The sequence below is a fragment of the Mesorhizobium loti genome, from assembly GCF_003148495.1.
Classification (GTDB): Bacteria; Pseudomonadota; Alphaproteobacteria; order Rhizobiales; family Rhizobiaceae; genus Mesorhizobium; species Mesorhizobium loti.
Genome location: NZ_QGGH01000006.1, coordinates 159472 through 177484, shown reverse-complemented (window position 1 = coordinate 177484; position 18013 = coordinate 159472). Strand labels below are relative to the sequence as shown.

The 18013-nt window shown below is 63.1% G+C and carries 18 protein-coding genes; 13 read left to right on the top strand and 5 right to left on the bottom strand.

The window, feature by feature from the left end; all coding sequences use genetic code 11:
- Positions 1–43 precede the first annotated feature (43 nt).
- The 6 genes from C8D77_RS22735 (at position 44) to C8D77_RS22710 (ending at position 5709) form a co-directional block, all read left to right on the top strand.
- Entirely contained in the window at positions 44–1045 is a 1002-nt protein-coding gene (locus C8D77_RS22735) for a DUF4424 domain-containing protein (protein ID WP_109668115.1), read from the top strand.
- Positions 1045–1563, top strand: a complete 519-nt coding sequence (locus tag C8D77_RS22730) for a dihydrofolate reductase (protein ID WP_109668113.1) — start codon at positions 1045–1047, stop codon at positions 1561–1563. The genes C8D77_RS22735 and C8D77_RS22730 overlap by 1 nt, the downstream gene beginning before the upstream one ends.
- Positions 1564–1731: 168 nt before the next feature.
- Entirely contained in the window at positions 1732–2859 is a 1128-nt protein-coding gene (gene hflK / locus C8D77_RS22725; protein WP_109668111.1) for an FtsH protease activity modulator HflK, read from the top strand.
- Positions 2859–3827, top strand: coding sequence for a protease modulator HflC (gene hflC, locus C8D77_RS22720; RefSeq protein WP_109668109.1), 969 nt, complete (start codon positions 2859–2861; stop codon positions 3825–3827). Before hflK ends, hflC begins: the two co-directional genes overlap by 1 nt.
- A gap of 6 nt (positions 3828–3833) precedes the next feature.
- Positions 3834–4022, top strand: coding sequence for a DUF2065 domain-containing protein (locus tag C8D77_RS22715; RefSeq protein WP_109668107.1), 189 nt, complete (start codon positions 3834–3836; stop codon positions 4020–4022).
- Between the two features lie 172 nt (positions 4023–4194).
- Positions 4195–5709 (top strand): DegQ family serine endoprotease, encoded by a 1515-nt coding sequence (locus C8D77_RS22710; protein ID WP_109668470.1) that lies wholly within the window; start codon positions 4195–4197, stop codon positions 5707–5709.
- A gap of 38 nt (positions 5710–5747) precedes the next feature.
- Here the strand turns inward: C8D77_RS22710 and C8D77_RS22705 are convergent, their stop codons facing one another.
- Both C8D77_RS22705 and serB read right to left on the bottom strand, forming a co-directional pair.
- A complete protein-coding gene (locus tag C8D77_RS22705) occupies positions 5748–6320 on the bottom strand; it encodes a GNAT family N-acetyltransferase (protein WP_109668104.1) in 573 nt (190 codons plus the stop codon).
- Entirely contained in the window at positions 6317–7204 is an 888-nt protein-coding gene (gene serB / locus C8D77_RS22700; protein WP_109668102.1) for a phosphoserine phosphatase SerB, read from the bottom strand. Before serB ends, C8D77_RS22705 begins: the two co-directional genes overlap by 4 nt.
- Between serB and miaA the strand changes: the two genes are divergently transcribed.
- Positions 7203–8138: a tRNA (adenosine(37)-N6)-dimethylallyltransferase MiaA gene (gene miaA / locus C8D77_RS22695; protein WP_109668100.1), complete on the top strand. Its 936-nt coding sequence runs from the start codon at positions 7203–7205 to the stop codon at positions 8136–8138. The genes serB and miaA overlap by 2 nt on opposite strands.
- A gap of 129 nt (positions 8139–8267) precedes the next feature.
- The gene (locus C8D77_RS22690) at positions 8268–9059 is read left to right on the top strand and encodes a GGDEF domain-containing protein (protein WP_056583040.1); all 792 of its coding nucleotides are present in this window, start codon (positions 8268–8270) and stop codon (positions 9057–9059) included.
- Between the two features lie 226 nt (positions 9060–9285).
- Here C8D77_RS22690 and C8D77_RS22685 read toward each other — a convergent pair whose 3' ends face one another.
- Positions 9286–11118: an ATP-binding protein gene (locus C8D77_RS22685; protein WP_109668097.1), complete on the bottom strand. Its 1833-nt coding sequence runs from the start codon at positions 11116–11118 to the stop codon at positions 9286–9288.
- Between the two features lie 155 nt (positions 11119–11273).
- Here C8D77_RS22685 and C8D77_RS22680 point away from each other — a divergent pair, with 155 nt between their 5' ends.
- Genes C8D77_RS22680 through C8D77_RS22670 form a run of 3 tightly spaced genes read left to right on the top strand, consistent with a single transcriptional unit; the run spans position 11274 to position 12722 of the window.
- Positions 11274–11837 (top strand): XRE family transcriptional regulator, encoded by a 564-nt coding sequence (locus tag C8D77_RS22680; protein ID WP_109668095.1) that lies wholly within the window; start codon positions 11274–11276, stop codon positions 11835–11837.
- 4 nt (positions 11838–11841) lie between these two features.
- Positions 11842–12150, top strand: a complete 309-nt coding sequence (locus C8D77_RS22675; RefSeq protein ID WP_057142921.1) for a hypothetical protein — start codon at positions 11842–11844, stop codon at positions 12148–12150.
- Positions 12151–12194: 44 nt separating this feature from the next.
- The gene (locus tag C8D77_RS22670) at positions 12195–12722 is read left to right on the top strand and encodes a GNAT family N-acetyltransferase (RefSeq protein WP_109668093.1); all 528 of its coding nucleotides are present in this window, start codon (positions 12195–12197) and stop codon (positions 12720–12722) included.
- A gap of 4 nt (positions 12723–12726) precedes the next feature.
- Here C8D77_RS22670 and C8D77_RS22665 read toward each other — a convergent pair whose 3' ends face one another.
- Positions 12727–13605 (bottom strand): LysR family transcriptional regulator, encoded by an 879-nt coding sequence (locus tag C8D77_RS22665; protein WP_109668091.1) that lies wholly within the window; start codon positions 13603–13605, stop codon positions 12727–12729.
- A gap of 121 nt (positions 13606–13726) precedes the next feature.
- On the opposite strand from C8D77_RS22665, the gene tmpA reads away from it, so the two are divergent.
- The gene (gene tmpA / locus C8D77_RS22660; RefSeq protein ID WP_109668089.1) at positions 13727–14878 is read left to right on the top strand and encodes a 2-trimethylaminoethylphosphonate dioxygenase; all 1152 of its coding nucleotides are present in this window, start codon (positions 13727–13729) and stop codon (positions 14876–14878) included.
- Positions 14875–15459 (top strand): (R)-1-hydroxy-2-trimethylaminoethylphosphonate oxygenase, encoded by a 585-nt coding sequence (gene tmpB / locus C8D77_RS22655; RefSeq protein WP_109668087.1) that lies wholly within the window; start codon positions 14875–14877, stop codon positions 15457–15459. Before tmpA ends, tmpB begins: the two co-directional genes overlap by 4 nt.
- 271 nt (positions 15460–15730) lie before the next feature.
- Here tmpB and C8D77_RS22650 read toward each other — a convergent pair whose 3' ends face one another.
- A complete protein-coding gene (locus tag C8D77_RS22650; RefSeq protein ID WP_109668084.1) occupies positions 15731–17533 on the bottom strand; it encodes an NAD(P)/FAD-dependent oxidoreductase in 1803 nt (600 codons plus the stop codon).
- Positions 17534–18013: the final 480 nt, after the last annotated feature.

The window sequence follows — 18013 nt, the reverse complement described above, 5'->3', positions numbered from 1 at the left end:
GAAACGGCTAGGGTCCTCAGGGCATCTAGCCGAGGGGGCTTCCATGTTGCGATATGTTCTGACCGCCGTGCTGGCCCTGCCGGCCGCGCCCGCACTCGCCAATGATTCAGTTGCCGAACTTGGCACCGGCGGCCTGATCCTGTCGCGCAGCGATGCCGTGGCGATGCAAAGCGAGGACCTCTTCATCTCGCCGGAAAAGGTGACGGTCGACTACGTCTTCCACAACAACACCGACAAGGATATCGACGCCATCGTCGCCTTCCCGATGCCCGACATCTCGGGCAATCCCGAAGAAATCCCGGCGATCCCTGAAAATCAGAGCGACAATTTCCTCGGCTTTGAGGTGACGATCGACGGCGCACCGGCAAAGCCGCAACTCGAGCAGAAGGCGTTGGCGCTCGGCATCGACGTCAGCGCCGAACTGAAAGCGCAGAATGTGCCGTTCTATCCATTCGGCGATGCGGCGAAGGCGGCACTGGCGAAGCTGCCGCAGGCGGCTACCGACGACTGGGTCAACCGCGGCATCATCATCGAGGACAGCGGCAGCGATGGCACCGAGACGAAAAAGGTCTACACGCCGTTCTGGCAATTGCGTTCGACCTACTGGTGGCGTTCGACCTTTCCGGCCAACAAGGACGTCCACGTTTCCCACCGCTACAAGCCGAGCGTCGGCGGCACGTCTTCGGTCAGCTTTTTCTATGACGGCAAGTTCCAGGGGCAGTACGCCACCTACAAGACGCGCTACTGCATGGACGACACATTCGAGAACGCGGTGCGCAAGGCGGCCAAGGATGGTCCAGACGGCTATCCGCAGTATAACGAAAGCCGCATCGCCTATATCCTGACCACAGGCGGCAATTGGGCGGCAGGGACGATCGGCAAATTCAAGCTGACGGTCGACAAGGGCAATCCGAAAGCCCTGGTCTCGTTCTGCGGCGACAATGTCAAAAAGGTCGGGCCGACGACATTCGAGATGACGGCGGATGATTTCTATCCCGAGCACGACATCGACATCCTGATCCTCGATCCAACGGACGACAACTGATGCACGTCGCAATCTACGTCGCTATTGCCGAGAACGGCGTGATCGGGCGAGACGGCGGGTTGCCCTGGCGGCTCTCCACCGACCTCAAGCGCTTCAAGGCCGACACGATGGGCAAGCCCATCATCATGGGCCGCAAGACCTATGAGGGCATCGGCCGGCCGCTGCCGGGCAGGCTGAACATCGTCGTCACCCGCGACAAGGCCTGGCGCGCCGAAGGCGTCGAGGTGGCGCATTCGCTCGAAGCCGCGATCCAGCTGGCAACGGTGCGCGGGCGCTGCATGGTCGGTGTGGACGAGGTCTGCGTCATCGGCGGCGGCGAAATCTATGCCCAGGCGCTGCTGTTGGCCGACCGGCTGCACGTCACCCATGTGCTGGCAGCAGTCGACGGCGATGCGCATTTCCCGCCGATCGATCCGGATTCCTGGCGTGTTGTCAGCTCGCAGGACGTTCCAGCCGGGGAAAAGGACAGCCACGCGACGCGCTATTCGGTTTACGAGCGCCGCCGCGAGAGACATTGAACGATAAAAGGGGCATTGAGGGAAGACAAAGGGTCGCGACCGGACCAAATCGGACAAGTCGGCAACGCATCGCGTTGAAAGCGCCTCGTGGCGTCCCTATAGAAGAACAATACTGGATTTTGCGCCGTAATACCGGTGCTTGAGGGAATTCCAAGCGAAAGGACATTCATGCCCTGGAACGATAAAAGCGGCGGTGGCGGCGGCCCATGGGGCGGCGGCGGCGGCAACAATCAGGGACCCTGGGGGCAGGGACCAAAGGGACCGAGCGGCCCACAGGGCTCGCCTCCCGATCTCGAAGACATCATCCGCCGCGGCCAGGACCGGCTGCGGCGCGTTCTGCCGGGTGGCGGTGGCGCAAGCCCGGCTATTTTCGCGCTGATCGCGGCGGCACTTGTGGTGCTGTGGGCGTTCAAGGCGGTTTACACCGTGCAGCCCGACGAGGTCGCGGTCGAGCTGCGCTTCGGCAAACCGAAGGCCGAGCTATCGCAGCCAGGCCTGCATTTCCATTGGTGGCCGCTCGAAACCGTCGAGACAGCCAAGATTTCCGAGCAACTCGTCGATATCGGCGGCGGCGGCGCGACGAGTGGCAACACCTCCGGGCTGATGCTTACCGGCGACCAGAACATCGTCAACGTCCAGTTCTCGGTGGCCTATCAGGTCTCCGACCCGAGCGCGTACCTGTTCGACGTGTCCGATCCCGACGGCATGCTGCGGCAGGTTGCCGAAAGCGCCATGCGTGAAGCCGTCGGCCGCCGGCCGGCGCAGGACATCTTCCGCGACGACCGCCAGGGCATTGCCGCCTCGGTGCGTGAAATCATCCAGACGACGCTGGACGGCTACAAGTCCGGTCTCAACGTCAACGCCGTCTCGATCGAGGATGCGGCACCGCCACGCGAAGTGGCCGATGCGTTCGATGAGGTGCAGCGCGCCGAGCAGGACGAAGACAAGTTCGTCGAGCAGGCCAACCAGTACTCCAACCAGAAGCTCGGCCAGGCACGCGGCGAGGCCGCACAGATCCGCGAAGACGCGGCCGCCTACAAGAACCGGGTCGTGCAGGAAGCCGAGGGTGAGGCGCAGCGCTTCATCTCGGTCTATGACGAGTATGCCAAGGCGCCCGATGTGACACGCAAGCGGCTCTACCTCGAAACCATGGAGAAGGTTCTGAAGGATTCCAACAAGGTTATCGTCGAGCAAGGCAACGGGCAGGGTGTTGTGCCCTATCTGCCGCTGCCGGCATTGCAGCCGAAAGCGCCGGCACCAGCCGCCGCTGGTGGCGTTACGGGAGGTAACCAGTGATGGCCAACCGTCTTCCCATCATCGTCGTCGCAGCGGCCGTCATCCTGTTCCTGCTCTATTCGTCGGTCTTTGTGGTCAATGCGCGCCAGCAGGCACTGGTGCTCAGGTTCGGCGAGATCGTCGACGTCAAGAGCAAGCCCGGCATCTACTTCAAGGCGCCGTTCTCGTTCTTCGACGCCGACACGGTGCAACTGATCGAGAACCGGGTGCTGCGCTTCGACCTCGACAACATTCGCGTCCAGGTGTCGGGCGGCAAGTTCTATGAGGTCGACGCCTTCATCGCCTATCGCATCTCGGATCCGCGGGTCTTCCGCTCCGCCGTGTCCGGTCAGATCGAATTGGCCGAAGCCCGGCTCAGGACGCGTCTCGACGCCGCCTTGCGCCGTGTCTACGGTCTGCGCGATTTCGAGGCCGCACTCTCTGAACAGCGCGCCGTGATGATGCGCGAAGTCCGCGATCAGCTCAGGCCCGACGCAACGTCGCTCGGCCTGCAGATCGAGGATGTCCGTATCCGCCGCACGGATCTCACGGCCGAGGTCTCACAGCAGACCTTCGACCGCATGAAGGCGGAACGCCTGGCGGAAGCCGCGCGGCTGAGGGCACGCGGTAACGAAGCGGCGCAGCGCATCACGGCCCGCGCCGATCGCGAAGTGGTCGAGATCGTCGCCGAAGCGCAGAAAGAGTCGGAAATCCTGCGAGGCGAGGGCGAAGCCCAGCGCAGCGCCACCTTCGCGGGAGCGTATCAGCGCGATCCGGCTTTCTTCGACTTCTACCGGTCGATGAATGCCTATGGCACGGCGCTGGACAACACCGGAACGACGATGGTGCTGTCGCCGAACTCGGAGTTCTTCCGCTTCTTCCGCAATCCCGACGGCAGCGAGGCGCCGGCGAAGCCGGTTTCGCCGGCCCCAACCGCTCCGGCGACGGCACCTGCCGCGCCGGCGGCACAGCCAAGCACCGGCCAGTAGCGGCCGGTGCAGGATTTTCTCGCCGCCATGGGCCTCGTCCTTGTCATAGAAGGTCTGGTCTATGGCGGCTTTCCCGGCCTTGCCAGGAAGCTTGCCACCGAAGTGCTGTCGCTGCCCGAGAACGCGCTCCGGATTGCCGGGCTGGCGGCGATCGCCATCGGTGTCGGCATCGTCTGGCTGGTGCGAGGCGGATGACGGCGGCGGCGAGCTTCGATCCCGGGGATACGAGCTTCGATCCGAGATAACGGATGATTTATCCTCTGCCGATAGTCATAGCCGCAAACGTGCCGTATTTTTTGCCAACATGGCGCGACGCGGCGTTTTCGTCGAAGCGCTTTTCTTTTCAAGAATACCGGGAGGCTTCTCGATGACATCCAATTCTATTTTGCGCGCGGCACGGCGGACGTTCATCGCCGGCGCGGCGGCACTTCTTGTCAGCGCCGTCGCTGTCCCGTCCGTGACACCGACATTTGCCGCGGATGGACCTGCTTCGGTCGCCGACCTGGCGCAAGGCCTGCTCGGCGCCGTGGTCAATATCTCGACCTCGCAGACGGTGAAGGGCACCGAAGGTCCGGGTGCGGTGCCGATGCCTCAGTTGCCCGAGGGCTCACCCTTCCAGGATTTCTTCGACGATTTCTTCAAGAACCGTGGCGGCGACAAGGACAACGGCGCGCAGAAGGTGCAGTCTCTGGGCTCCGGCTTCGTCGTCGATGCCGAGCAAGGCATCGTCGTCACCAACAACCATGTCATCGCCGACGCCGACGACATCGAGGTCAATTTCTCCGACGGCATCACCTTGAAGGCGACGCTGGTCGGCACCGATACCAAGACGGATGTCGCGGTGCTGAAGGTCGATCCGAAGGGCCACAAGCTGACAGCCGTGAAGTTCGGCGATTCCACCAAGATGCGCGTCGGCGACTGGGTGATGGCGATCGGCAATCCGTTCGGCCTCGGCGGCACGGTGACGGTCGGCATCGTCTCCGCCCGCAACCGCGACATCAATTCCGGCCCTTATGACGACTTCATCCAGACCGATGCCGCGATCAACCGCGGCAATTCCGGCGGACCGCTGTTCAATAGTGCAGGCGAGGTCATCGGCATCAACACCGCGATCATTTCGCCTTCCGGCGGCTCGATCGGCATCGGCTTCTCCATTCCCTCGCAGCTCGCCTCGGGCGTCGTCGACCAGTTGCGCCAGTTCGGCGAGACACGGCGCGGCTGGCTCGGCGTGCGCATCCAGCCGGTGACCGACGACATCGCCGAGAGCCTCGGCATGGCGACTGCCAAGGGCGCGCTGGTTGCCGGCGTCATCAAGGGCGGTCCGGTCGACAATGGGACCATCCAGGCCGGTGACGTCATCATCAAGTTCGACGGCAAGGACATCCATGAAATGCGCGACCTGCCGCGCGTGGTCGCCGAAAGCCCGGTTGGCAAGGCCGTCGACGTGCTCATCGTGCGCAAGGGTGTCGAGCAGACCGTGAAAGTGACGCTCGGCCGGCTCGAGGATGGCGAAAAGCTCGCCAGCGGCGAGGACGGCAGCAACACCGACCAGAACAAGGGCGACAAGGCTCCAGCCGTTTCGACGGCTTCGGTGCTCGGCATGACGGTCGGCGAACTAAACGACGAGACGCGCAAGAAGTTCAGCATTGCCGCCGACGTCTCCGGTGTCGTCATCACCGATGTCAGCAAGGATTCGGCTGCCGCTGAGCGAGGCATCCAGCCGGGCGAGGTGATCACCGAGATCGCACAGGAATCGGTTGCCACGCCCAAGGACGTCATGGACCGGATCGGCGCCTTGAAGGAACAGGGGCGCAAGAACGCGCTGCTGATGCTGGCGTCGAAGACCGGCGAGCTCAGGTTCGTCACGATACGGATGGACTGAGCTCCGGAAGATCCGACAGCACTGAAAGAAAAGGGCGGCTAGCGAGCCGCCCTTTTTCTTGCCTGCCAGTCCTGGCGCGACAGCCTGTAGAGCACGTGTCGTTTGAGCGCGGGATGGCTGTCGGGAATGCTGGGGTGGTCGAAATCGCTGGACGGATCTGCGGTCATGCCGAGGCGTTGCATGACGGCGGTGGAGCGGCGGTTGGCCGCGACGGCGAATGACACGATTTCATCGAGGCCAAGCGTCTCGAAGCCGTAGGCCAGCCATGCTTCGGCTGCCTCGGTGACATAGCCCTTGCCCCAGAACTCAGGTGCCAGCCGCCAGCCGATCTCGACGGTGCCGGCGGGCAGGGATGGCACATGATCGGTGTCGAGGAGACCGATGAAGCCGATGGATTCACCGGTGGCGGTGATCTCGGCGGCGGCAAAACCGTATCCGCCCTCCGCGATCCAGGCCCGGAACTCGTCCATCTTGGCATCCGCGGCGGCGCGATCGCGGCGGAACGGAAAGAACTCCATCACCTGTTCGTCGGAGTTGATGCGATGGAAAAGTGCGCGGTCGCGATCCTCCCAGTTGCGCAGGATCAGGCGCTCGGTACGCATTGGTTTCATTGCACAAACTCTTCCTGTTTGTAGCCCTGCACATAGAGCAGCGCAGTCAGGTCGCCATGGTCGATGCGGACCTTTGCCTGTGCCGCGACCGTTGGCTTGGCGTGAAGCGCGACACCGGTACCGGCCAGGCGGATCATGTCGAGATCATTGGCGCCGTCGCCGACCGCGATGGCGTCGGCGGGGGTCAGGCCGAGCCGCGCTGAAATTTCGAGCAGCGCGTCGGCCTTTGCGGCGCGGCCGAGGATCGGCTCGCCGACCAGCCCGGTGAAGCGGCCGTCCTGTTCGAGCAGGCGATTGGCGCGGTTCTCCTGGAAGCCGAGCATGGCCGCGATGCGCGTCGTGAAGACCTCGAATCCGCCGGACACGAGTGCCGTCCAGGCGCCATTGGCGCGCATGGTCCGGACCAGCGCGCGGCCGCCCGAGGCCAGCGTCAGGCGATTGGCGACGATGCGATCGACCACGGCGGCGTCGAGACCCTTGAGCAACGCCACCCGCTCGCGCAGGGCCGGTTCGAAAGCGATCTCGCCATTCATCGATCGCGCGGTAATCGTGGCAACCCGATCCTTGACGCCGATCTCATCGGCCAGTTCGTCGATGCATTCCTGGTCGATCATGGTCGAATCCATGTCGGCGATCAGGATTTTCTTGCGGCGGGTTTCGGCCTGCTGGACGATCACGTCGACCGCCTCGGTGGCGAGTGCCGTGCGCAAGGCGGCATTCGTATCAGCGGCATCAGCCACCTCGGGCAGGACGAGATCGCAGGCAATCCCTTCAGCCAGCCAGACAACAGCGCTTGCGCCGACCGACCGTGACGCCATATTCGCAAGCGACAGCGACAAAGCGCGCTCAGTGGGACGGGAAACAAGCGTGGCGACAAGCGGCATGGAACATTCCGGCGGACAAGCGGGCGAGGGCCGCGTGAAGAACGCGATCCTGATAGCCGGGCCGACCGCCAGCGGCAAGTCGGCGCTGGCGCTCGATCTGGCCGAGCGCAAGGGTGGCGTGATCGTCAACACCGATTCCATGCAGGGCTATTCGGTGCTCGACGTGCTGACCGCCCGGCCGGAGGCAGCCGACCTCGCGCGCGCACCGCATTTCCTCTACGGCCATGTCCATCCGGCCACAGCCTATTCCACCGGCGCCTGGCTGCGCGACGTGATGAAGCTGATCGACGACGGCACGCTCTCCGGCCGGCCCGTAATCTTTGTCGGCGGCACCGGGCTCTATTTTCGCGCGCTGGCCGAGGGCATTTCGGAAATGCCCGACATTCCGCAGCGGATCCGCGACCGCTGGCGTTACGAGTTGAAGGAGCAGGGCGCCGTCAAGCTGCACGGCCTGCTGCTGCGCGAGGATTCGGCGACCGCCATGACGCTGAAGCCGACCGACAGCCAGCGTGTCGTGCGGGCATTGGAGGTGCTCGACGCGTCGGGCCGTTCGATCCGGGAATGGCAGGCAGAACGCGGCCAGCCACTCATCGACAGGGGCAGCGCGCGTTTCTTCGTGATCGAGCCGGACCGGGCGGTGCTGGTCGGCCGCATCGAAAAACGCTTCGACCAGATGCTGGACAAAGGCGCGCTGGACGAGGTTCGGCGGCTATCGGCGCTTGGCCTCGGTCGCGATTTGCCGGCGATGAAAGCGATCGGCGTTCGCGAACTGCAGGCCGCGATGGCCGGAGAGATTGGCTTTCCCGAGGCGATCGAACGCGCCAAGATTGCGACCAGGCAATATTCCAAGCGGCAGACAACCTGGTTCAGGCATCAGCTGGGGCCGGAATGGCTGAGATTGCGCCCTGGTGACGATCTGGAAACCACGATCTGATCGCTTGTTTCTATTGCAACCAGAAAAGTTTACCTGCAAGGAAAGGTTCTCGTTGCGGTTGTCCAAGTTAACCCTCCGTAAGCCCGCCCATGCCATAAGGTCAGTGGGCACTTTTCCATTGGGGAGCAGATGCGTTTCCACAAGGCGGAATCAGCATTTTTCGTCTTTATTTTCGTGATCCTGGCCGCTGGCCTGGTGACGCTGCATGCCTATGGGCTTCTGCAATCCTTCGCCAACGAGCTGCATACGGCTTCGGGCCTGGACAAGGTCATCTATCTCAACAAGCTTTTGTTCGCGACCGGCGTGCTCCTGGCCACTGCGCTGTTCTTCGGCATTTTCTTCATCTATCCGCTGATCCGAAAACAGGCGACGGAAGAAGGCAAGCTGCGCGCCATGACGGTCTCGCTCAGCGCCCGCTCGGAAACGCTCGAGCATGCGGCCCTGACCGACGGCCTGACCGGCATGCAGAACCGGCGCTATTTCGACGATGCGCTGAAGGAGTATCTCGAGGAGTTCAGGCGTATCGAAAAGCCCGTCGGGCTGATGATCCTCGATCTCGACCATTTCAAGCAGGTCAACGACACCCACGGCCATGACGTTGGCGACGAGGTGCTCAAGGCCGTCGCAAACTGTCTCAAGGACATGACGCGCTACCACGACGTGGTGGCGCGATTGGGCGGCGAGGAGTTCGCCGTGGTCACGCCCAACATGGACGCCGAGCTTCTGGGCAAGTTTGCCGAGCGCATCCGCAAGGCGATCGCCAACATGTCGGTGCTGTCAGGCAATGTCCGCCTCAAGATCACCACCAGCGTCGGGCTTGCCGTCTGGGACCGCAAGGAGACTGCGGAAGAGTTCTATCGCCGCGCCGATCGCCAGCTCTACGAGGCGAAGAGGCAAGGCCGCAACCGCGTCTGCGCCTAAAATCCCGAAGAAGAATTCATGAGGCCGAGTTGCCTGGCGCGGCTTTCTCGACTTCCGGTGCTCACGGACTAGATGTCCGCTCCGCTCCGGCTTCTCGAAAGCCACGTCATGCAACTCGGCCTGATGAATTCCCTTTCGGGATTTACCCAAGCAAGCTAACGAAGCTGAGCCTCGGAAGCCTGGCGCGGCTTCTCGGTCAGTCGGCAGAGGACTTGATGCTGCTGACCTAATCGTTTTGCGGGCGCAGGCCGAAGGTTGCGGGCTTGAGACCGTAGCGCATGTCGAAATCGTCGTCCGATGGCGCGCGCGCGGCGGGTGGCTTGCGGTAGTCGGGATCGCCCGCCTGGCGGCCTGAATCGACGACTTCCGCGAAGGCCATCGCCTGCTGCGTTGGTTTCGGCACGTTGCGCAGGCGTTCGACGATCGCCACCAGATCGACATCGTCGCCGGCTTTCGAAGAGGCTGCCTCTTCGCGCTTGGCCGTGCCGGGAAGCAGGTGGCTCGGCAGTTTTTCGAACTTCAGCCGCATGGTCGTCGCCACGCCTTCGCCGAAGGCGATGGCTTCGCGCTGGCCCATGGAGGACAGGAAGGCAAGCGACGAGGCGGAAGAGTCGGCAATCGCCGAGCGGATGATCGCCTGGTCCTGCTCATTGGCGAGCCGCATGGCGAAGAAGGTCGAACATTGCGACAGGATGGTCGGGTCGAGTTCTCCAGGGCGCTGGGTGACGACGCCGAGATAACAGCCATACTTGCGGCCTTCCTTGGCGATGCGCGACAGCGCATGCCTGGTCGGCGCGAAGCCGAGACGCGGGTCGGCCGGCATATAGCGGTGCGCTTCTTCGCACAAAAACAGAAGCTGCAGCTTGCCTTCGCTCCACAGAGCGAGGTCGAAGGCCAGGCGCGCCAGCACCGAACAGACGGAATTGACCACTTCGGACGGCATGCCGGCCATCTCGAAGCAGGTCACCGGGCGACCATGATGCGGCACGCGGAAGATGTTGCCGATCGTCTCGTGGATAGTGTCCTCGATCAGGCGCGAGTTGAACATGAAGCGGTAGCGTGGGTCGGCAGCTGCCGATTCGATGCGCGTCTTCAGCGATCGGAGCGTCGGGCGATCGGTTTTGCTTTCGAGCATGCCCATGCGCTCATCGATCTGCTTGAGGAGGTCGGCGATACGGTAAGGCACCGGTGTATCGGCGGTCAGCGCATCGCTGCCGCGCCGCAGATAGGCGCCGGAATTCGGATTGCGGTAAAGGTTCTTGGCGGCCGGAATGAGGTCGCGCAAGGCATCGATTTCTTCGGGCTCGGTCTCACGGCCCCGAAACAGCACCTCGGCGAATTCCTCCAGCGTGAACATCCAGAACGGAAGATCCAAGGTCTTGGAATCGACCCTGACGCAGTATTCGGGCAGCGACGCCGCGAACTCGTTGTGCGGGTCGAGGATCAAGATGCGCAGGTCGGGCCGTGCCGCGATCGACTTGCGCAGCAGCAGCGAGACGGCGGTGGATTTGCCGACACCGGTGGTGCCGACAATGGCGAAGTGACGCGCCAGCGTATCGTCGATGGCGATGTTGGCGGCGATCGTCTCGTCCTGCGCGAGCGTGCCGATGGTGATCGAATGACGCCCGGCGAGATCATAGACCGCCTGCAGGTCGCGGGTGCGGATGCGATGCGCAACGGCGCCGATATGCGGATAGGTTGTGATGCCGCGATCGAAGACCGGTCTGGCGCCGGGCTCTGCACCATCACGCACTTCGCCGATCAGTTCGATGCTGACCTCGATCGCGTTCTGGCCCTCATTGCTCCAGGCGCGATCCGACTTGCCGATCTCGTAGACCAGGCCGACGGTTCGCGTGGATCCAAGATTGATGGAAATCATCTTGCCGACCGTCCACAGGCCGGTCACCGCGCCGTCGACATCGTCCGCATAGGCGCTGATGGTGGCACGCGCGCCGTCGCATTGCACGACATTGCCAAGGATGCGTCTGTCGTTCTGCTCGGCGTTGCGGCGCTCCTGAGATGTCGGTTCCCCAACGGAGGCTTCGCGTTCGACATACATGGACAGGCCAATCCCCATTTCCCCTGGAGTATCGACCCTACAGGAATGGGGTTAAGGCCCGATGAGGTTGGATGGTGTAGAGAGGATTAAGGAGCCCGAGAAAATTGTCGCGAGGCGGCTCTTTTCCCACATCCATATTTCGCTATAATAGACGTATGGATGATATAGCGAACGATATTTCCTCGACGATCGGCCGAAGGATACACGCCGAAAGGATCATGCGGGACTGGTCTCTGGCCGAACTTGCCGAGCGTTCTGGCGTCTCGAAGGCGATGCTGAGCACGATCGAGCGCGGCAAGACCAGTCCGACTGCGGCTCTTCTGGTGCGCATCGCGTCTGCCTTCGGCATGACGCTGTCAACCTTGATAGCGCGCGCGGAGTTGCAGGGCGGCGGACTGCTGCGCGAGGCCGACCAGCCGGTGTGGCGCGATCCCGATACCGGCTATGTCAGACGGCACCTTTCGCCGGCTTCCGACATGCCGCTCGAGCTGATCAGGGTGCAGCTGCCGGCGGGCGCCAAGGTCAGCTTCCCGGCCGCCTCCTACGCCTTCATCAAGCAGCAGATATGGCTCATTTCCGGGCGGCTCGAATTCGTCGAGGGCGATGTGGTGCACGGGCTCGAACCAGGCGATTGCCTGGCGCTTGGAGCGCCGTCGGACTGCACCTTCCATGCCCTGGAGACCGGTGCCGACTATCTCGTCGCGCTGGTCAGGGGCTGACATCATGGCGAGAAGACCAAAGCGCTCCCACAATGGGGGGCCGCCTCTCGATGAGTACAAGGGGCCGCCATGGGGCAAGGGCGATCCCTACATATTCCTTGCCTGGCAGGCCGCCCATGCCAAGGCGTGGAAGGCTCCGAGCCGCGAGGTCATGCTGCTGCGCATGGACAGAGCCGAGCGGCTTGGCCTGACCTATGAGGAGTACACGCTCGAGATTCTGGAGCGCGGGCGGCATCTCAGGGAAGAAGACACCGAACGCATCAGCGCCATCAAGGCGGCGCGAAAGCGACGCCGCGTGCGTCATCTGGACTGACGGCAATGTGCTCGCATCTATCGCAATCACAGGACATCCTGCACATGAACTCGATCGAGATCGGAACCCTGACCCCGGCTGCTGGGATGCAGGACATGCTGGCCGAATTGCTGGTCGCGACGGTGGCGGCCGGCGGATCGGTGAGCTTCATGCATCCGCTGGCGCCGCAGGCAGCAAGGGCGTTCTGGGAGAAATCGCTGGCAGCCGCGGCGAGAGGGGAAAGGACGGTGCTTGGCGCTTGGGACGGCGAGGTCCTGGTCGGCACCGTGACCTTGCTGCTCGACTGCCCGCCCAACCAGCCGCACCGGGCCGAGATCGCCAAGCTGATGACATCAGTCGGTTGCCGGGGCCGGGGTGTGGGAACGCGCCTGATGCGGGCCGCTGAGAGCCTCGCCATCGAGAAGGGACGCACGCTGCTGGTTCTGGACACGGCGACTGAGGAGGGCGCTTCAGGCCTCTATGAGCGGTTGGGCTTCACGCTGGCCGGCGAGATACCGGACTATGCCCTGAAGCCGCATGGCGGGTTGACCGGCACGCTGATCTACTGGAAGCGGATCGGGCCAATCTCGTAGCCAGTCATGCCGACGCGGAGAGGCGCGACAGCAGCCAGTTGCGAAAATCCTGCTCGGCACCGGTCAGGCGGGCAGTCGACGCCTTGGTCAGAAAATGCCCCGATGTGCTGGAGAGTTCGAAGTCGGAAAGCCTGACCAGCGTCTTGCTGTCGAGCGCCGCATCAACCAGTGGCCGCGAGCCCAGCAACACTCCGGCGCCAGCGCTGGCCGCTTCCATGGCGGCGACGAAACTGTCGAAGCGGTGCGATCGCCTGGGGTGGCCAGCCATCCCGGCGGCGGCGAACCATTCCGCCCACATCTCGCGTGCGCCGGCAACCAGAAGCAGCGGCAGGGAGGTCCAGTCTGCGTCAGCGGCCAGGCCCGGCGCCGCCACCGGCACGAGCCGCTCGGTGGTCAGCCTGTCGGCTTCGCGGCCGGGAAAGGATCCGTTGCCGAAGCGGATGTCGAGCACGGAGCCCGGCAAGTCGTAGTCAGCAGGGCGATGGATCGTCACCAGGTCGAGCTGGATGCGCGGCAGCGCCTTCGCCAGATCGGGCAGCGCCGGGGCGAGCATCAACAAGGCAAAGGAGATCGGCGCGCGGATCGAAACGGTCTGGACGGCGCGCGGCTCGAACAATTCCGCGGTGCTGTTGCCGATGGTGGCGAAGGCCGACTGGATATGGGGCAGGTAGGCTGCACCCTCTGGTGACAGCGCGACGCCGCGCGCCAGCCGCGAAAACAGGCGCGTCTTCAGCCGCTCCTCGAGAAACCGGATGTGCTGGCTGACGGCCGCCTGAGTAAGGCCAAGCTCGGCTGCCGCCGCGGTGAAATTCGACAGCCGCGCCGCGGCCTCGAAACTGCGCAGCCAGTCGAGGGGAGGCAGGGGTGAGTTTGTTCGAGCCATTAGTGTACTATGGTCATTGGCCAAAAAATGATAATTTGAATTATGCCTGTCGCGCGGCCAACATGCAATCGAAACCCTGCGGATCGGGCTGCGGGGACGCAATGGACAGGAACGGATCTCCATGCTCACCCACGCGCGGATCGGCGACGAAGGCAGAACAATCGACCTTGGCTGGAAGGACGGGTCGCGCACGCGCTTCCACGCCATGTGGCTGCGCGACAATGCGCTCGACGACAAGACGCGCAGCGCCGGCAATGGGCAACGGCTCATCACCATCCTCGACATTCCCGCCGACACCAGGATCAGCGCGGCGTCGATCAAGGGCGATGCCCTGGAGATCAGCTTCGTGCCCGAGCAGAAAACGGTGAGTTTCCCAGCGGCATGGCTGAGCGCCAACACCTATGATCGCGGCGAGGCCCGCCGGCCCGGCTGGACAGGCGAGGGCACCGCCCGATGGACCAAGGCCACCATGCAGAATTCGGTGCCGCGCGCCGGCTACCCTGCCGCCAGCCGCGACCGTGAAGTCCTGCGGCAGTGGCTGTCGGCGGTGAAAGCCTATGGCTTCGCGGTGATGGACGATCTGCCCATCGAATCCGGAGCGCTTTGCAAAGTGTCCGATCTGTTCGGCTATATCAGGGAGACCAATTACGGGCGCTGGTTCGAAGTGCGCGCCGAGGTCAATCCGAACAATCTCGCCTACACAAATCTCGGCCTCCAGGCGCACACCGACAATCCTTATCGCGACCCTGTGCCGACACTGCAGATCCTGTCCTGTATCGAAAATACGGTTGAGGGTGGCGAGTCCAGTGTCGTTGACGGGTTTGCCGTTGCGGCCGCGCTGCAGGCTGAGAACCCCGAAGGCTTCCGGCTGTTGAGTTCATGCCCGGCGCGCTTCGAATATGCCGGCTCTTCCGGCGTTCGGTTGCAGGCAAAGCGGCCGATGATCGAGCTCGGGCCCGATGGCGAGCTGATCTGCATCCGCTTCAACAACCGTTCGCTGGCGCCGACGGTCGATGTGCCGTTCGCCGACATGGAGGCTTACTACGCCGCCTATCGCCGGTTCGCAGAACTGATCGAGGATCCATCCTTCGAGGTGACCTTCAAGCTCGAAGCGGGGCAGGCGTTCATCGTCGACAACACGCGCGTCATGCATGCGCGCAAGGCATTTTCCGGCACCGGCAAACGCTGGCTGCAGGGTTGCTATGCCGACAAGGACGGTCTGCTGTCGACGCTCGCGGCGATCGAGCACGGGTTCAAGGAGGCGGCGGAATGAGCGGCCAGGACCTGAACGCGGACACCATCGTCGAGTTCATCGCCGACATCTTTGAGCGCCGGGGCGCGGAATCCTATCTCGGCGAACCCGTCACCATGTCGGAGCACATGCTGCAGGGCGCCTGGTTCGCCGAGCAGGACGGCGCGCCCGACGAACTGGTCGCGGCGGCCCTGCTGCACGACATCGGCCACTACACCAGCGAGTTCGGCACCTATTCGCCAGAGGATATCGAAGACAAGCATCATGACGAGGCTGGCGGCGAGGTGCTGGCGCCGTTCTTTCCGCCTGTCATCGTCGAATGCGTCAGGCTGCATGTGGCGGCCAAGCGCTATCTCTGCGCCACCGACCCGACCTATTTCGGCAAGCTTTCGCAGGCCTCGGTGCATACGCTGTCGCTGCAAGGCGGACCGATGAGCGCCGAGGAGGTGGCCGAGTTCCGCAAGAACCCGTTCCACGAGGAAGCGGTCCGGGTCCGCATCTGGGATGAGAGCGGCAAGATCGCCAATATGAAGACGCGGACGTTTCGCGATTACGTGCCGCTGCTGCAGCGGGTTGTCAGCGATTTTCGCGATCGCGGCTGACAGCGACCGTCACTGGGGAGGAGACAGCCCATGTGCTTCTGCTTCGACGGGCAAGGTGCGATGAAACCACATAGGCCTGACAGCTGCCGGGAGCGCGGGCGCGGCGCAGGCGCTCCTGAAGTGTCGCTGAGCACCGCTCGTGGAGAACCGGACTGTCTCGAAGCCGCCAGGGCGGCCGAACCGGCTGAGGCCGTGCAGATCGGCAACTGACGGCAATACAGGCTGGAGGTGCGGTGTTGGCCGCACCTCGGCCGGCGCCTTGTCGGCCCGACTATCCCTTGTGATGGACCTGCTGTAGCCCGTAGACCGGCGTCGCGATGCCTTCGTGCCGTGCCTTCAATTGCAGCGACAGGAATTGCGAATAGTGGCGTGACTGGTGCAAATTGCCGCCGTGGAACCACAGCGCTTCCTGTTGCGTCGGCTTCCACATGTTGCGCAACTCGCCTTCCCAAGGGCCGGGATCCTTGGTGGTGTTCGAGCCGAGGCCCCAGCATTTGCCAACCTTGTCGGCGGTTTCGCGCGATATCAGATCGGCGGCCCAGCCATTCATCGAGCCGTAGCCGGTGGCGTAGACGATGAGGTCCGCAGGCAGTTCCGATCCATCGGAGAGCAGGACCGAATGCTCCTTGATCTCTTTGACGTCGACGCCGCTCTTCAGCTTGATCGAACCATCGATGACCAGTTGCGAGGCGCCGACATCGATGTAATAGCCAGAGCCGCGCCTGAGGTACTTCATGAACAGGCCGGACTCGTCGTCGCCCCAGTCGAGCATGAAACCGGCCTTTTCCAGTCCCTTGTAGAATGCCGCGTCGCGCTTCTTCATCTCGGCATAGGCCGGAATCTGGAACTCGTGCAGGATCTTGTAGGGCAGCGAAGCAAAGATCAGGTCGGCCTTGGCCGTGGTGATGCCATTCTGCAGCGCCTGCTCCGAATAGAGCGAACCCAGGCCGATTTCCATCAACGTGTCGGATCTGGAGATGTGGGTACTCGAGCGCTGCACCATGGTGACGTCTGCACCGGCTTCCCAAAGTGCGGCTGCGATGTCGTGGGCGGAATTGTTGGAACCGATGACGACGGCCTTTTTGCCGGCATAGGCGTCGGGGCCGGGGTGCTTCGAGGAGTGATGCTGGTCGCCCTTGAAACTCTCCATGCCCTTGAACTTCGGCAGATTGGCCTTGCCGGACTGTCCGGTGGCCAGCACCAGCTGCTTCGGCTTCAGGGTGATGTCCTTGCCGTCGCGGTGGACGACGACAGTCCATTCCTTCTTCTCGTCGTCATAGGAAGCGCTCTTGGCCTCGGTCGAGGACCAGTAGTTCAGCTCCATCACCTTGGTGTACATTTCCAGCCAGTCGCCGATCTTGTCCTTGGGCGAGAAGACCGGCCAGTTCTTCGGGAAGTCGATATAGGGCAGATGGTCGTACCAGACCGGGTCATGCAGGCAGAGCGACTTGTAGCGTTTGCGCCAGCTGTCGCCAGCCCGCTCGTTCTTCTCGATGATGATGGTCGGGACGCCAAGCTGCCGCAGCCGCGCGCCAAGCGCGATGCCGCCCTGGCCGCCGCCGATGATGACCGTATAGGGCTGTGTCTTGAAGCCGAGCTCGGCGGCTTCCTTCTCGCGTTCTTCCTTCCATGTCGGACGGTTCTTGCCAGAACCATGTTTGGCGCCCATCGGCCGCGCGAAGCCCGCCGGCTCTTCGTGACCTTTCAACTCGGTCATGGTGGTCAGCAGCGTCCAGATCTTGCCGTCCTTCAGCCTGATATGACCGAAGCCGCGCGCCACCTCCGTCTCGAAGCTGATCCAGCCCTCGATCAACCCGCCGCTCTCGGTCGCGTCCTCGCCCTTGGTGATGGCAAAGTGTGACGGCCTCGTTTTCGACAACTGACTTTTCAGCATGTCGCGGACCTGGTCGCGGCCTTCCATGGTCTTGATGTTCCAGGTGAAGGTGACGAGGTCGCGCCAGTAGCAATCCTCCTGAAAGCAATCGACCGCTTTCTCGATATCATTGGCGGCCAAGGCGGCGCCGAATTGGTCGAGCAGGTCGGACAGTTTCTTGCTAGGGGCCTTGTCGAGCATCAGGTTTCCTCCCGTGAAATCCAGATCGTCATGGTGGTTCCGCCGGACTTGCCGGCCGGAAAGCCAAGTATCGGCAGAGATGACGGCCCTCGTCACGCCCCACCATAGTTTCAAGCGGTTTCAAAGGCTTATCTTAAGAGCACGATTCCGGACCCGGTTCGGGGGCGCCCTTGCGGTGACGATGGAAGTGATGCTCCGACATCCATGATGTCGGGAAGGATGCGGCGTCCGTCGCGCGATCGTGATGGCCATTTGCCGAGCCATGAAGTGTCTTCATCGCCGGCGCGATTTTTCCCGTTGACAGGCCGCCTTTCCCGCCCTTAGTGTCCGCCACCATGAAAACGGCACTCATTCTCGTAGGAAAGCGCGTGGGCAAGGCGGTGTAACCGCCGGGCGAAAACCCCCCATGCGCAAGACACAGGCTCCCTCGGGGGCCTTTTTTATTGCCCGAAACACGACTAAACGACCAGCAACGCCCAA